Source organism: Paenibacillus sp. FSL R5-0519 (genome assembly GCF_037974275.1).
Taxonomy (GTDB): Bacteria; Bacillota; Bacilli; order Paenibacillales; family Paenibacillaceae; genus Paenibacillus.
Map to the genome: position 1 here is coordinate 4,006,925 of NZ_CP150234.1, position 14,203 is coordinate 4,021,127.

At 39.6% G+C, this 14,203-nt stretch carries 16 protein-coding genes; all 16 read right to left on the reverse strand.

Annotated elements, in window-relative coordinates; genetic code table 11:
• Positions 1-21 precede the first annotated feature (21 nt).
• The gene (locus MKY73_RS17900) at positions 22-639 is read right to left on the reverse strand and encodes a Type 1 glutamine amidotransferase-like domain-containing protein (protein WP_339302907.1); all 618 of its coding nucleotides are present in this window, start codon (positions 637-639) and stop codon (positions 22-24) included.
• 278 nt (positions 640-917) lie between these two features.
• A complete protein-coding gene (locus MKY73_RS17905; RefSeq protein ID WP_339302908.1) occupies positions 918-1,112 on the reverse strand; it encodes a hypothetical protein in 195 nt (64 codons plus the stop codon).
• A 356-nt stretch (positions 1,113-1,468) separates the two neighbouring features.
• Positions 1,469-2,101 (reverse strand): pyridoxamine 5'-phosphate oxidase family protein, encoded by a 633-nt coding sequence (locus tag MKY73_RS17910; protein WP_339302909.1) that lies wholly within the window; start codon positions 2,099-2,101, stop codon positions 1,469-1,471.
• A gap of 239 nt (positions 2,102-2,340) precedes the next feature.
• Positions 2,341-2,805 carry a hypothetical protein gene (locus MKY73_RS17915; protein ID WP_339302910.1) on the reverse strand — a complete coding sequence of 155 codons (465 nt, stop codon included), beginning with the start codon at positions 2,803-2,805 and terminating at the stop codon, positions 2,341-2,343.
• Positions 2,806-2,997: 192 nt separating this feature from the next.
• Positions 2,998-3,144, reverse strand: a complete 147-nt coding sequence (locus MKY73_RS17920; protein ID WP_339302911.1) for a hypothetical protein — start codon at positions 3,142-3,144, stop codon at positions 2,998-3,000.
• 204 nt (positions 3,145-3,348) lie between these two features.
• A complete protein-coding gene (locus MKY73_RS17925) occupies positions 3,349-3,726 on the reverse strand; it encodes a hypothetical protein (RefSeq protein ID WP_339302912.1) in 378 nt (125 codons plus the stop codon).
• Between the two features lie 274 nt (positions 3,727-4,000).
• Positions 4,001-4,723: a prolyl oligopeptidase family serine peptidase gene (locus MKY73_RS17930; RefSeq protein ID WP_339302913.1), complete on the reverse strand. Its 723-nt coding sequence runs from the start codon at positions 4,721-4,723 to the stop codon at positions 4,001-4,003.
• A gap of 158 nt (positions 4,724-4,881) precedes the next feature.
• Positions 4,882-5,379: a hypothetical protein gene (locus MKY73_RS17935; RefSeq protein ID WP_339302914.1), complete on the reverse strand. Its 498-nt coding sequence runs from the start codon at positions 5,377-5,379 to the stop codon at positions 4,882-4,884.
• 290 nt (positions 5,380-5,669) lie between these two features.
• Entirely contained in the window at positions 5,670-7,166 is a 1,497-nt protein-coding gene (locus MKY73_RS17940; protein ID WP_339302915.1) for a serine hydrolase domain-containing protein, read from the reverse strand.
• Between the two features lie 261 nt (positions 7,167-7,427).
• A complete protein-coding gene (locus MKY73_RS17945) occupies positions 7,428-8,009 on the reverse strand; it encodes an SAM-dependent methyltransferase (RefSeq protein WP_339302916.1) in 582 nt (193 codons plus the stop codon).
• Between the two features lie 162 nt (positions 8,010-8,171).
• Positions 8,172-8,717, reverse strand: coding sequence for a 2'-5' RNA ligase family protein (locus MKY73_RS17950; protein WP_339302917.1), 546 nt, complete (start codon positions 8,715-8,717; stop codon positions 8,172-8,174).
• Positions 8,718-8,969: 252 nt separating this feature from the next.
• A complete protein-coding gene (locus MKY73_RS17955; protein WP_339302918.1) occupies positions 8,970-9,458 on the reverse strand; it encodes a hypothetical protein in 489 nt (162 codons plus the stop codon).
• A gap of 401 nt (positions 9,459-9,859) precedes the next feature.
• Positions 9,860-10,240, reverse strand: coding sequence for a VOC family protein (locus MKY73_RS17960; protein WP_339302919.1), 381 nt, complete (start codon positions 10,238-10,240; stop codon positions 9,860-9,862).
• Positions 10,241-10,552: 312 nt separating this feature from the next.
• On the reverse strand, positions 10,553-11,650 hold the full coding sequence (locus MKY73_RS17965; protein WP_339302920.1) for a Gfo/Idh/MocA family oxidoreductase: 1,098 nt from the start codon (positions 11,648-11,650) through the stop codon (positions 10,553-10,555).
• Positions 11,651-11,897: 247 nt separating this feature from the next.
• Positions 11,898-13,070, reverse strand: a complete 1,173-nt coding sequence (locus MKY73_RS17970; RefSeq protein WP_339302921.1) for a Gfo/Idh/MocA family oxidoreductase — start codon at positions 13,068-13,070, stop codon at positions 11,898-11,900.
• Positions 13,067-13,981: a sugar phosphate isomerase/epimerase family protein gene (locus MKY73_RS17975; protein WP_339308657.1), complete on the reverse strand. Its 915-nt coding sequence runs from the start codon at positions 13,979-13,981 to the stop codon at positions 13,067-13,069. The genes MKY73_RS17970 and MKY73_RS17975 overlap by 4 nt, the downstream gene beginning before the upstream one ends.
• Positions 13,982-14,203 lie beyond the last annotated feature (222 nt).

Here is a 14,203-nt window from a genome sequence, read left to right on the forward strand (position 1 = left end):
AGCTACTTATATTGAATGTTCTTATTTTATTAAGATTGATATATATTCTTCATCTTTAAGCCTTGTCACCTTACAGTTCTCATTGGCTTCAAATTCTACTATTCTCTCTTCAATTGTTTTATTAGTACTATCTTTAAATATATTCTCTCGATCATAGTGAGGAAAAATAAGCTTGTCAGTTACTCCTAATGCCTTAAAATCCGTTAAATTCATTGTGTTCATCTGCGGGGTAAAGAACTCCACTATGTTAATATTCGGCCCCAATAATAGCGTTCCTGCACTTACTCCAACGATAATTACATTCTGTGCGGCCAATGTTCTGATAATTTCATCAGCACCACTTTTCTTAGCGTAGTACAATAATGTATATGGATTTCCACCATTGATATATATAATATCTCTATGTAAGAGGATTTGGGGATCATCAAATTCAATATCTACAAAATGGATATGCTGAAATCCCATGTCCTTAAACTCTTGAAATGCTCTTTGTGCATATCTATTCGTTTCTTTTGAAGGGGATGCTGTTGTAATAATTGAGACCTTTAATTGAGAAATTTCTCCATCAATCAACTCCAGAAATTGTTTTTTAATATCTTCAGTATAAAAACCACAAGAGGTTAGTAACAATCTACTCATAGAAATCCCCGTCCTTAACTATTAGTTTATCATACTGATTATATTCTTATGTAAGGTACATCAGAGGATATAATGTTAACAATATGATTTAATCCAGCAACTCCATAATGTTTATATGGACCTGGGTATTCATCTGATGCAAATGTCGCTAATTTAATGTAATCTACATATCTGGATCTTTTGAAAGTTCTGAATATCTCCCCTCCAAACTCTTCATATTCATCTCTAGCGAAATCTTTCCTCCTCTTGATTAATCAATGAGCCACCTTCAACATCAATTAATTTAGAATAATTTTGTTCATTTGATTTTCTATGGATTCTAAAACATAAAATAGCTTCATACCTTCTACTTCTTTATAGTCAACTAAATCAGCATGAATCAGATCTTTTAAGTGTGTGTACTTCACCGAACCACCCCAGATAAATAAATTTGTCTTTTCATCCGTTTCAGATAACATTCGTTCTTTATTCAACGAGCCCGCGAACCTTAAGGTAGCTTCTAGTGCCAACCGCGACGTGGTTAGGTTCGCAGTACTGTTCACCTGACCCCGACTTCTTTGATACACATCTACATTCTCATTTCATTTTACTCTACAAAACTGTTATTTTTCTTTATAGTCATTTGCTGCCTCTTGAATTTCTTCATTTCTAGACCTTCCCTCCTAATACATTCACATTCATCCTCAAGTGGAACTTAGATCTCCAGTATTGTATATGACGTTCCTGTATTCAGGATCCGGCGAATGCCGGATCAAGGGCAAGGACAGACAGCGTCAATACGATGTTATAAAATGACGGTGCCTTCTTTGAAATTATAAACAAATATTCCTTAATAAAGTCTCTTCTCGTAACTTTCTTGTAGTCCTTTCCTGATTACTTCTATTGTAAATTCAGTTGAATTCACATGATCTGATAGTATTGTTGGAATTAACGGTAGTGTATCCCCTTCTGGCCAAGACTTGCTTTCCCATACCCCAGACCGCTTAAATGCTTTTGCACAATGAATAAAGCATTCTTCAACTTTTACTCCAATTCCTAAGGTCGGTTTTTTACCTTTAGCTTTCATCAGATCTAGAATTTTTTCATCTTTAATCACAAAAGCTTGTCCATTAATCCTCAGCGTTTCTTCTAGTCCGGGGATGATAAATATAATACCTACTCTTGAATTCGATAAGATATTTCTTAGTGAATCAATTCTACGATTACCTGGTCTTTCTGGAATAACTAAATGCTTCTCATCTATAACTATCACTGATCCAGGTGCATCTCCTCGTGGAGATACATCGCAAAATCCTTGCTCATCCGATGTAGCTAAAAATAATAAGGGTGACAAAGAAATGAAGTTTCGACAATGGATATCTAAATACTTTATAACTTTCTTCTTTACAAGTTCACTTGGATAACCTAGGAGATCTCTAATTTCATCTTCTGAAGTCAAGATTTCTTTAAAGGGATTGTTCATATGGTATCCTCAGTTCTTATTGTTTTAAATAATATTAAATAATTATTGAACAGTTTTCAGATAACGTTCCTGTATTCATGTCGACCCACCGACTTAAGTGACCAACGGGAGCGGCCGCGATGCGGTTAGTCGGTGCGGATGTGTCCGCCTGATTCAGCTCCTCTGCTTATATCCTTCGGGCGGACCGAGGAGCCGCCAGGCAACGATGCGCGGAAATAATGCTAGATTAAGTTACCAGACTACTCCGAAATTACCCACGGAACGATCCCTTCGAATTCAATTTGTAATATTGGCTCTGGAAATCCATCACACACTATATTTATCTCATTCGTAAATCCAAATCTGAAGTTATCGATTTTATATAAATCTTTGTCTAATGAAGTTATTGTTCCTGATTCATCATTTTCGTTCCATACATCAGGTCCACTAATCAATCTACCAACTATATGAAAGAACCCACCATATAAATGGGTTCCATCTGAATTCTCACAGTACTCAGATACTTCTCCTTCTTTTCTTGGATCTATTCCTAAACTATTAAAAAAGGTTACAACATCCTTCGGAAAGAATGGAATCGCCTCAACAAAATTCTTACAATTTAAACAATCACAACCCTCAGTAATTAAATGATAAGATTTATAGAACTCTTTAGTTTTATTAAAATCATATTCAATTATCCATTTGTCTATTCGAATCCTTTTCATGGGTTCACATCACTTTACTCTGGTAATTTCATCTAACGTTGTTGTATTCCTGACTTTCAAGCAGCTTACCGTAGGGAACGGATCAGTTAGACTTAGCTGATTTAATGCGCCTTAATCAACTTTCTCCGATATGCCTCTTGGGACCGAGAAGTAAGTGCGACATTCTATGAATGTACTGTGATTTTTATTTCTCTATTCTTTACGGATATCTCTCACTTCCTTAATTAACACATCTAATTTTTCAATAATTCTTTCATCATTTTCAAGTTTCTTTTTTAATCTCCCTTCTATAATTGCTATTCCGATAACAATAATTATAAGCAGGATCAAAATTAGCACGTTGATCAATTCCTCCTCTAGCAACAGAACGTTGCAATTGAATTAACTCTATAATTAGAAAGAGCGCCTTAGCTCGTGCAGGGTTGTCCGGCTGTCCCCACTTCCCCGAGGTGAAATGCCCCTGCCGGACCGAGAGCAGAGCCGGATGGAACGATGCGTGAACATATTTTTACACAGCAGCTTCTTCTACGAACAAACTATTCGCTATCTGTTTTTTAGCTTATCCAATAAATCTACCTCCTCTTCCTCTGAAAGTTGTTCTTCCGCTCTTGTTTCTGTTTCATCTATCTTTCGTACTTTTAATCCTCTTTTGATGAGCCATTCTTCACCAAGATTCATTGTAGTTGCTGGATGTGGGTATACATCCTCACTTGTAATTTCTTCATCAAGAATGTAAATGTATCCATATAACTTACCATTATGAAGTCTTGTGCCATTCTCATCAAAACCAACAATTGAAGGTTTGTGTGAAAAGATTCTTGCTAACTCTCGATCCTGAGTTATTCTGCTTCCGACTAGTAGTTCATCTAAGAGCATTGGAGAACCATGGAACCAAGGCTTACTGTAGTCCCATTCTTTCATAATTATCACCTTCAATTAAGTTTTATTATCTTTCTTCTTTATACTTGTTCTTTAATTTCTACGGTTTTGACTTAAGAGTATTACTTGTAACGTTCCTGTATTCACGATGTTCCACCGACTTAAGACCCCGAAGTGGGCGGGCGAGATGCACTTAGTCCGTGCGGATGTGTCAGCTGGATCTAATTCCCCGTCGATCGCTTCCAACGGACCGAAGGCCATCAGGCCCGATGCGTGGATATGGTGTTATAAGGGGTTCTGCCTTCATTAAAGCCACTCAGATTTTACTTTGTTCTAATAACCAGCGGTTAGTCTCTTCTAACATACTTAGTGTAATATGATGATTGACCTTAGAGTACTCAACATACTTTACTGAATTTGTTAATCCTTCTTCTCTAATTATTTGCATGAAGTATCTCTGGCTATTTATCGGTATTGTAGTATCATCTGTTCCATGTAATATAAGTATTGATCTACCCCGTATGCATTCTATTGAGAAAATCGGATCAAGCCTCCTGATCGAATCCCTTTCTATTGAAGTCCAAGGCTCTCTTCTTTCTAGTTCACATATGTGTTCTTCAAATCTCTCCCAAGCACAAGAACCGTTTATTACAATTCCAGATTTAATATCTACGTTATTCGCAAAAATACCTCCAGCGATAAACCCACCTGCTGAATTCCCTATAACCCCAACTATATTATCTTTCAATTCAGAAATGATTTCCCGTGCTTCATTAACTGCTTGAACAACTACACTCCAATAATGTTGTTGTAAATCTAACGGATCGAAATAATTAAGTTTCCCTCTGGCTCCATGATGAGGGATCTCAGGAATAATCACCGTATAACCCCAACTAGAAATCAGAGATCCAAAGAACACGTAATCATTAATGTTTGAAACCCAGCCATGATACAGTAAGATAACACCTTTGGATTCAATTCTAGAATTGATCTGTATGCAAGGAATCCCGGCAATGCTGCTTTCAATAAAATTATTCATATGTTCTCCATTGTGTTTTATCATGTTATGAATTTGCAATAAATGCGTATAACTTTCCTGTATTCACGACCCAGCGTATGCTGGGTGTCCGGCCTATGCCGGGCCTGGGGCTTATGCCCGCAGCGTGAATTTTATGTTAGACGAAGTAAACTGTGGGCTCACATACTAAGAGCTTCCCTCATGAATTGATTCGGGAATTTCTTCAGCTTTACCAAGGGAGTAGCGTTGTTCATTTTATTCAATTCGATGATATTCATTTCTTGTAGGGGTAAATAGTCTTCAATCATGAATTCAGTCATTTTAACCATGTCTATCATTGATCCAACGACGCTTCTATCGTATGTTTTGATGAACTTCATGCTGTTAGCCTTACTGATATAGTTGTTAATTAAGGGTTCAGCGATTCCTTCTGCCCTTAAATTTTCTATCAGTGCATTGAGAAATATCTCTTTAAAGTTCTTATAGTGTTCCTTCCTTATTCCAAACAAAATAAAGCAATACCTCGTCTTATTATTCATGATAATTAAATTATTCTTTCTTGCCATTCGAAATACATTAGCATGCCACTTGTAGAGTTCTTCCTCTAATTCGTTGTCTTGTTCTTCGATAAAAGAACTAGTCTCAAATAGCTTCTTGGTACATGAGATTGTTATCATATATATGTCCTTTCACAGTTTATTTCGTCTAACGTTTGACATTCCTGACGTTCAATCAGCTTAAGTGACCGAAGGAAACGTGTCGTCAGACTTAGCTGGTTGAATGTATCGCTTGGATAAACTCATTAGAAAGCCTTCTTAACGTTCAAGGGGAATGCCCGCAGTAGGAATTCTGTGTTATCGGATGACAGCACCTTCTTCGAAATATACCTTTCTCTTCTTTGAAGATTTGAGAAATCAAGATCAGACAAACAATTGCATGTGATTTTTCACATTTCACCTCTAGTTTTTTATAAACCACTTCTAATAATCCCCATTTTTTTAATATTAATTATTATCGATAAAATACAATTGATAGAAGTAAGCCCCATCCAAATAAACATTGAATACGACATCCACACCTTTATCATTAAATAATTATTGACTAATAGATAAGGCAAGATCATTACCAATAGCAAAAGCATAATGCTTAAGATTAGTGCGATACTACTTCCTTTCATTTTTCTGAATCTTGTCTTTTCATCTCTAATATTTAGTTCCATTCCTCTAAAGAGTTTAATTACTTGGACAGATAAGATAACGACGGCTATTATTACTAAGAATGAAAATATCAAATCAATTAATAGATACACGTCATCATAATTAAATTTATTCATGTGATTTCCATTCATATTCTCATATATGTTATTAGCAATTAGCGATGGTGCAGATGAATTCAGATTAGCCAGAACAAATATGGCCTGCTGCTTTTCTAAATCAATAAGAACCTGTGAGGAGTAATTAGGATTAGATCCATTATGACTAACAACTCTATTTTTCGTATGAATACTCCATCCGAATGAATAGTATTGATTTTCATGTTCGTATCCCGCCGTTTTGATGTCGACTTGATGAGATTCTTGTATCGCTTTCAATAAATTATCTGGTATATCCCCTATCCCCATTTGTGCATTAATCCAGCATTCTAAATCTTTTGAATTCGTTACCAAATATCCTGCAGCGATATTCCCATAATATCTAGGGGCATCATATTCTACGCTTTTTCCAAAAAACACACGATATCCTTTGGTAAGTTTATCAGTTTCCTTTTCCTGACCTGTTGAAAAATAACTATCAGTCATTCCTAAAGGAATCAGTATGTTTTCAGTCATGTAATCCTGATAACGTTTGCCTGTAACTTTTTCAATAATCATCGCTAAAATATCATAATTAACTGTAGCATAATTATAAGCTGTCCCAGGATACGCATCTAATGCAATGTCTGACACATTATGTATCGTTTTTTCAAGCATATCCTCCTTGGTACCTTCAGGAATTAACCGAATACTCCACGGTGGAATTCCGCTTGTATGAGCTAACAACTGATGAATCGTAATATTAACTTTCTCACCCTTAATGGTTGGCTCAAACGATGGAATATAATCTGTAATAGAATCTGAAAGAGATAAGTAGCCCTCATTTTCTAATAAAATAACGCCCAAAGCCGTAAATGCCTTTGTAGTCGATCCCAACTCAAATAATGACTCTTCAGTTACCCTCTTTTGATTATTAACATCTGCATATCCGTAACTCTTATATTCTGTCTTGCCCCGCTCTGATACTACCATAGCCACCCCTGGAGTCGCTGATTTGGCCATTATGGTTTCTACCATATTATCCGTACTATCATAATTCCCTGTCCTTACCAAACTCCCAAGTTCATCCCAACACGCTATAGTGGTAATGATTGCGATAAGTAGGATGACACATACTGTTAATGTGCCTGTTTTACTTAGTATATTCTTCAATGTGGTTCTCCCTATTGTAAGTCTTCTAAAAAATAATAATTAACCAAACTATATAATTAAGAACCATTCATAAAACCTACTTTGTGCCGTTATGGCTTAGAAAAACATAGTTCTTAAAGCCATTTAATTCTTTGGGCTGATTTCCGATAACGTTCCCGTATTCATGACTCGACGCATGTCAAGTATCCGGCGAATGCTGGATCAAGGATGGATGCCCGTAGCGTGAATATTATGTTATGTGATGTCAATTTCTTCTTCGAATTACTCCGACACTTCTTTGACTGCATCCACTATCAGTGAGACGAATCCCAATTTATCATTCTTGTTTCGGTGATCAAATTGAAAAGATCTATAAATAAAACCATCTTCAGGATTCCAGTCATTAAAATGAAGCTCTCCACTTTCGTCACAGTATTCCAGTAATTTAATCTTGAACCCGGCCTCTTCAAACATGCTTGTAATCGTCTTGTAATTATGTACGATCTTGTGACCTGCAGCTGGATGTTCTTTTGGACCGGGTCCACCGATTTGAACAATATTCTGGTACTCTTCATTCCTAAAAAAAGCATCCGGAACTGCACATCGAATATATCCTTCTGGTTCAAGAAAATCATAACAAATCTTTGCTGCTTCCACGCCTTCTTCGTAAGACAAATGCTCCCATACATGTTCTGCAAGGATGGTTCTAATCTTTTTCGACTTAAAGCTTTCTTCCCAATCAGCTCGATCCAGTAGATTCAATTCTTCTTCTTGAGTTTGAATCCAGTCTGGGTAGGCTTGTGAAGATGCTCCTATTATGATTTTAAGAGGCTTTGAACATTCATTTTCACTCATTTTTATCATTTTATTATTCCTTTGCTTTAGAGTGGTTTCGCCTAATATTTCTGTATTCACGACCCGACGCATGTCTGGTGTTCGGATTATGCTGGACCAAGGGCGTATGCCCGCAGGGTGAATAATATGTTAGATGATGTCATTGTCTTCGCCGATTAACTTACAAAGATCTTATATAAGTGCCTTACTAATTACAGTTTCAATCACTCTTTTATTATTCTGGTATATAATTTTGATCAATGATATTTCTTGTACTTCAGTTTGCATACTCTCTAATCTTTTTGTAGTGAAATGTAATGCTTCTAAAAGTTTTTGATCGTCTAAGTGGTTGGCAATCGTACAATGGGGTATCCATCTTTCAGGGTGATACATCAGATTGGAAAAAGCATTATATTTCATGAAGTGGTTATGATAATTAGAGTGAAAGTCTATAAGTTCCTTTGTCGGATTCGGAGATAAAAACAAAGCTCCGCTGTTCATAAAAGTTCCTAATGTATTGTAGCTAAGATACATTCTTGGAACCGATTTATAATAACAATCAAACAAACCTTTATACTCAGATACCTTTAGCTCTGAATAATCCGCTAGTGTTATATGTGGTTTTCTATTCTCAATCTCATAAGCATAGTTAGATATACCGCTATCGCTTAATTTCTTCCAAAGCGTTTTTATGATTCGTTCTGTTTCTAAATCAAAATGAAGGACTACTCCATACAAAATTAAATCCCTACTTTCTACTGTATGTATTTAATAAATATTAATAAGAGTTTTTACATTTGCAATGATTTCATCTAACGTTCCTGTATTCACGAACCCCAGAGGGATTGTCCGCTGAAATGCCTCTCCGAAATCCATCAGCAGATCAAGGCTCCAAAGGAGCCGTTGCTTGAATATTATGTTATACGACGGAATCACTTCACGAATATACTTTCACTATTTTTCTTCTTATGATGTGGATGCCTTCCTAGACTACGCTAACTTAGAAAATCGATCTTTTATTAAATCATTAATTAATTTGTGTTTGACTTTACTTGTATATAGTATTGTAAGATTCTGACCATCATTAAAATGAATAAAGTAATTTTCCTTGTCATTTCTGATAGCTAGTTCCCCAATCTTCCTCAGCAAATTAAAGTCAATCCAATCATCTTCAAAATGTATTTCCCATTCATATTTCTGATCATCTAAAATAAACGATACTTTAGCATCTTCATTATCAAAATCTACATGGCTGTTTACCTGTTGTATTTGCAACTTACCACGAGTTAAGCTTACGAGTTCATTAATGATTGTCGAATAAATCTCTTCGTTCTCAACGCATTCGGTATCAAAGCTCCAAACATCCTTCGACAATCTAACTTCATTGTCATTTTCGTCAATAAGATCTGAACCGATCATCGAAAGTAAGAGAGAATAGGGATCGTCTTCGTAAGTTTCTCGATCAAAATGATACAACAACTCTTTAACAACACCATCATCATCAGCAGTTGTGAAAGATATACCAAAATCTTTGAGAACCTCTATTTGGTTTTCTAGTGAGATCTTTGTTTCTTTCGATTTCTTACCAAAAAAAAGTTAAACATCCTTGATCCTCCCTTAATATTAGCTAGCGCACCTTTCATATAACGTTCCTGTGTTCACGACGTCCAACTCCCTTAAGCCCGAAGGGCGGCCGCGATGCGGTTAGGGAGTTGGATGTGTCCAGCTGAATTCACTTCCCTGCTACTGCCAATTGCATCCCCGAATCCAAATCTTACTTCTGCCGGACCGAGGCTCGAATGGCCCGAAGCGTAGGCAATTCCACTTTGAGTAGCCCTCGAGAATTCTTTAATCATGTCTTTAAAAATATTATTTTCTTTCTATAAATTCCTCTTATCTTCACATATCATTAGGATATTTCCATCAAGATCTTTAAATGTGAAAAATGAAATAGCCTCATGCACTTCAATTTCTGTAACGATTTCTATTCCTTTCTCTTTAATAAAATTATAAGATTCAACCAAGTTTTTTGTATCAAAGAAAAATTGAGTTTTATTGTTTTTGTTTTCAATATTCTTCATATTGCTGTCTAAAAGCAATGCTGATCCACCGATCATATCTAAACTATAGATTGTACCTTCATGACCTGATGAGTGAACAGGCAATCCTAGTAAATCGTTGTACCATTGAATAGATCTTTCCATATCTGATACATGTAAAAAGATGGCACCGATCTGATTGGTGATTGGACTTTTGCTCAATTAAATCATCTCCTTTGATTTAGACGCTTCGTCTTCTGGTGGTTTCGCCTAAAATCATATCTACGAACTTCGTAAATACCTCTCCTTAACGAAAATCCGAACTACATACAATATAACCCATAATAATCCATATGCGAAATCATAAAAACAGGAAAGCAGCCCCAGTCAAAACCGCTCCATTCGTTAGAAAAGACTAACATTTTGGATGCAGATTAACATTTGGGCTGCTCTTTCCTTACTCAACAATAGAAGAATTACCGATAGTCTTCAGTGATCTGACTTTGCTCCCTTTCCTACCTTAACCTAAAACCTTTACTTCGTTCCACTACTCCACACCACGCGCTCGCTCATCGCTTTATGCTGTGCAATCAGGCAGAGTTCTGCCGCTTTGAAGGCATGTTCCTGCGTCATGGCTGTCTCGGTGCGATCCAGACAATCGCGAATGAGCTGACCGAAGAACGGATAACCGACTTTGCCTTTTACATTGTAGCGGTACTCCCCTTCATGATTGACCAAGTACACCTGATCCCCCTGAGATTCCCTTGCGATGTCGATATACTTCCGCAGCTCGATATAACCGTCCGTTCCCAGAATAACGGTACGCCCATCGCCCCATGTGCCCAGACCATCCGGTGTGAACCAGTCCACTCGGAAGTAACCGGAAGCACCGTTATCACCAATCAGCGAAGCTTCGCCGAAGTCTTCCAGTTCCGGGAACTGCGGGTGATTGAAGTTATGCACACGACTGAACCCTACCTCAGCGTCCGTGCATGATGCAAACGTCAGGAATTGTTCGATCTGGTGACTCCCGATATCGCAGAGAATGCCGCCATACTGCTCATGCTTGAAGAACCAGTCGGGTCTTCCTCCGGCATTCAGGCGATGCGGGCCTGTACCCATAACTTGCACTACTTTGCCGATTGCCCCTTGTTCAATGAGCTGCCCCGCATAGATCGCACTTTCTACATGCAGTCGCTCACTGTAATATACCATGTACTTTTTGCCTGTTCGCTTCACTTCTTCTCGTGCAAGCTTTAACTGCTCCAACGTGGTAAATGGGGCTTTGTCTGTAAAATAATCCTTGCCTGCGGCCAGAACTCTCATGCCAAGCGGCGCACGATCTGAAGTGATGGCTGCACTCGCCACCAGTAACACCTCATCATCGGAAAGCACTTCTGCCTCAGATGCGGCGGCTTGAGCCTGCGGGAACTGCTTCCGGAATGCCTCTACCTTCGCCGGGTCTGGATCATATACCCACTTGAGTGTAGCCCCAGCCTCCAACAATCCCCCAACCATGCCGTAGATGTGTCCATGATCCAGCGCAACAGCAGCAATGGTGAACTCACCCGGACCACATACGACCTCTTTTGTGATACTTTTCGGTGCATAGAACATCCCGTCTTTAGCCATGTCATCCCATCCTTATTATAAAATGTTGATTACAATGAACTCGTCTATATAAGCTGAACTAGAGATTATTTTACACAGACACTACGATGACAGAATAACCTTCCAATCGCTGTTATCCCCAGATTTTTTGATTCTCTTTTCCAAAGGGGAAATCCGGGGATAAAGGCGAACGCTTCGCTTTTCCAGGTTTTTTCTGTCCTCTCCGTTACGTGTAAATGATTAGTTCAACTTATATAACAAATCGTCTTCATTTAAACGTCTGACTCAGATCAGCAGGTTGACTGCCACTCAATGCCTTTTCTTTCTTCGTCGTTGAACCAGCAATACGTTCTTGCAAATGCTCATAGAACAAATCCTCATTGATCGGCAGATCCACCCAGTTATCCGTCCAGGTAGACAACAACATCGCATTCGACAATGTTAATCCGTGAATCCCATCCTCACCGGGAGCAATAAGGGGGGCGCCTGTACGAATCGCATCCACCCAGTTACGAATCAGACCAGGGTGCCCCGTTTCCACACCCGTAATCGGAATCTCACATTTCCAGCATTCTGGCTGTCCAAAACCTCCGGTAAACCGCTGATTGAATTCAGGCTCAGATTCCCGAAGTCGCCAGAACGTAAGTTTTCCGTCTTCGATCACGATTTTACCTCGGTCTCCGTTGACCTCAAATCGGTTCGTACCCGGTGCTTCGCCCGTAGTCGTTACAAAGACCCCCGTTGCGCCATTTTCGTACTCCACATAAGCGGTTACATCATCTTCCACTTCAATGTTCCGATACTTGCCAAATGAACAGAACGCACGCATTCTTACCGGCATCATGCCGATGGTCCACTGCCACAGATCCAGTTGATGCGGGTCCTGATTAATCAGCACACCTCCACCTTCGCCTGCCCAAGTTGCCCGCCAGCCGCCGGAATCATAGTAACTCTGGGATCGGTACCAGTTCGTAATAATCCAGTTGGTACGCCGTACCTCACCGAGTTCCCCCGAAGCGATCAAATCTCTTAGTTTAATGTAGAGTGGGTTGGTCCGCTGGTTGTACATCATGGAAAAGACTTTACCGCTGGCTGCGGCCGCTTCATTCATCTTGCGCACCTGTTTTGTATACACACCGGCCGGCTTCTCGATCATCACATGCAAGCCATGCTGGAAAGCCTGAATGGCCTGTTCCGGGTGGTCATAGTGCGGCGTTGCAATAATGACCGCATCAATCGTACCCGAAGCCATCATCTGTTCTGCATCCTGCCAATAGGTGACCGTAGCCGGCAGATGACTCGATACCCAGCTCTCCATCTCTTTTCTTACATCACATACAGCGACCAGTTCTGCACCAGGTACTTCTCCAGCCACCAACGTTCTGGCATGTGCTGCCCCCATGTTACCTATACCAATAACCGCTACTCGTACGATACTCATGACTGCTCCTCCTCGTCCACACGACGCTCAATTTCGGCAAATACGTCTGCAAAATGCTGTAACATCGCCTTGGATTCCAAGGCCCCACTAAAGTCTTCAATTCCGTAATATCCGTCATACCCGACGGCACGAAGATCCCGCACCATCTGTACCCAATCGACCATGCCTTCAGTCAGGGGGGTCCATTGACATTTCCATGCTGTATTCAGAGCCAATCCGCTATTCTTCTCAGTCACATTATCCTTTTGTGTATCCTTAACTTCGGGTTCAAACCACCCGGCATTCTTCACATGCACATGAGCGAGATACGGACCTAGCAGCTCAAGCCCCATCCGATGATTCTCATAGCCTTCATGCACCATGTTGCCTGGATCGTACAACACACCCACATGCTGCGGATCAAACGATTGCACAAGCCGATAGGCCAGCGATGCCGTCGGTGCAATCGTCTGATGATGCGTCTCTACAATTGCCTTGATGTTGTACTGTTTGGCCAAATCCTGTACTTCACTCAAGTAATCAACGGCTTGACGATACAACTCAGGATAACGGGTCTTGCGATCATATCCAGGAACACCCACACGCATCATGGATGCTCCCAACCCGGCCGCAGCCTGAAACGCCTGCTCGGCGGCAGACAGATCTCCACAGTTCAAATACGGGACAAGTGCAATGGATTTCCTGCCTTGCCCTGCCGCCGCTTCACGAAAAACAGGAACCTGTTCCTGCCAGCGGCTTGGATCTACCGAGCATCGATTATTTCTCCAGTAAGAAGGCTCCTCGGATATCGCATCTTCAGGAATTCCGCGGAAACGCCACTCTATTCCATCAATCCCCGCAGCTGCCGCAGCCGATGCCAATTCTTCTGCATTCAGATCAGGGGTAGCCACAGTGAATACAGACAGTTTCATCATGCTCCATCTCCTTATGTAAACGTATTCATTTAATGTCGTAAGGGCATTGTATCACTCCACTGAACGTCACCATAGGGGAAAACAGCAACAGATGAATGACAGATAACGAACAGAGCACATTCCCCATTCAGAGATAACTTCTAAGAGAATGATGTGATCGCATATCAAAAAGACATCCCTGAAACAGAATTCACTTCTGTTCAAAGATGCCTTGTACCA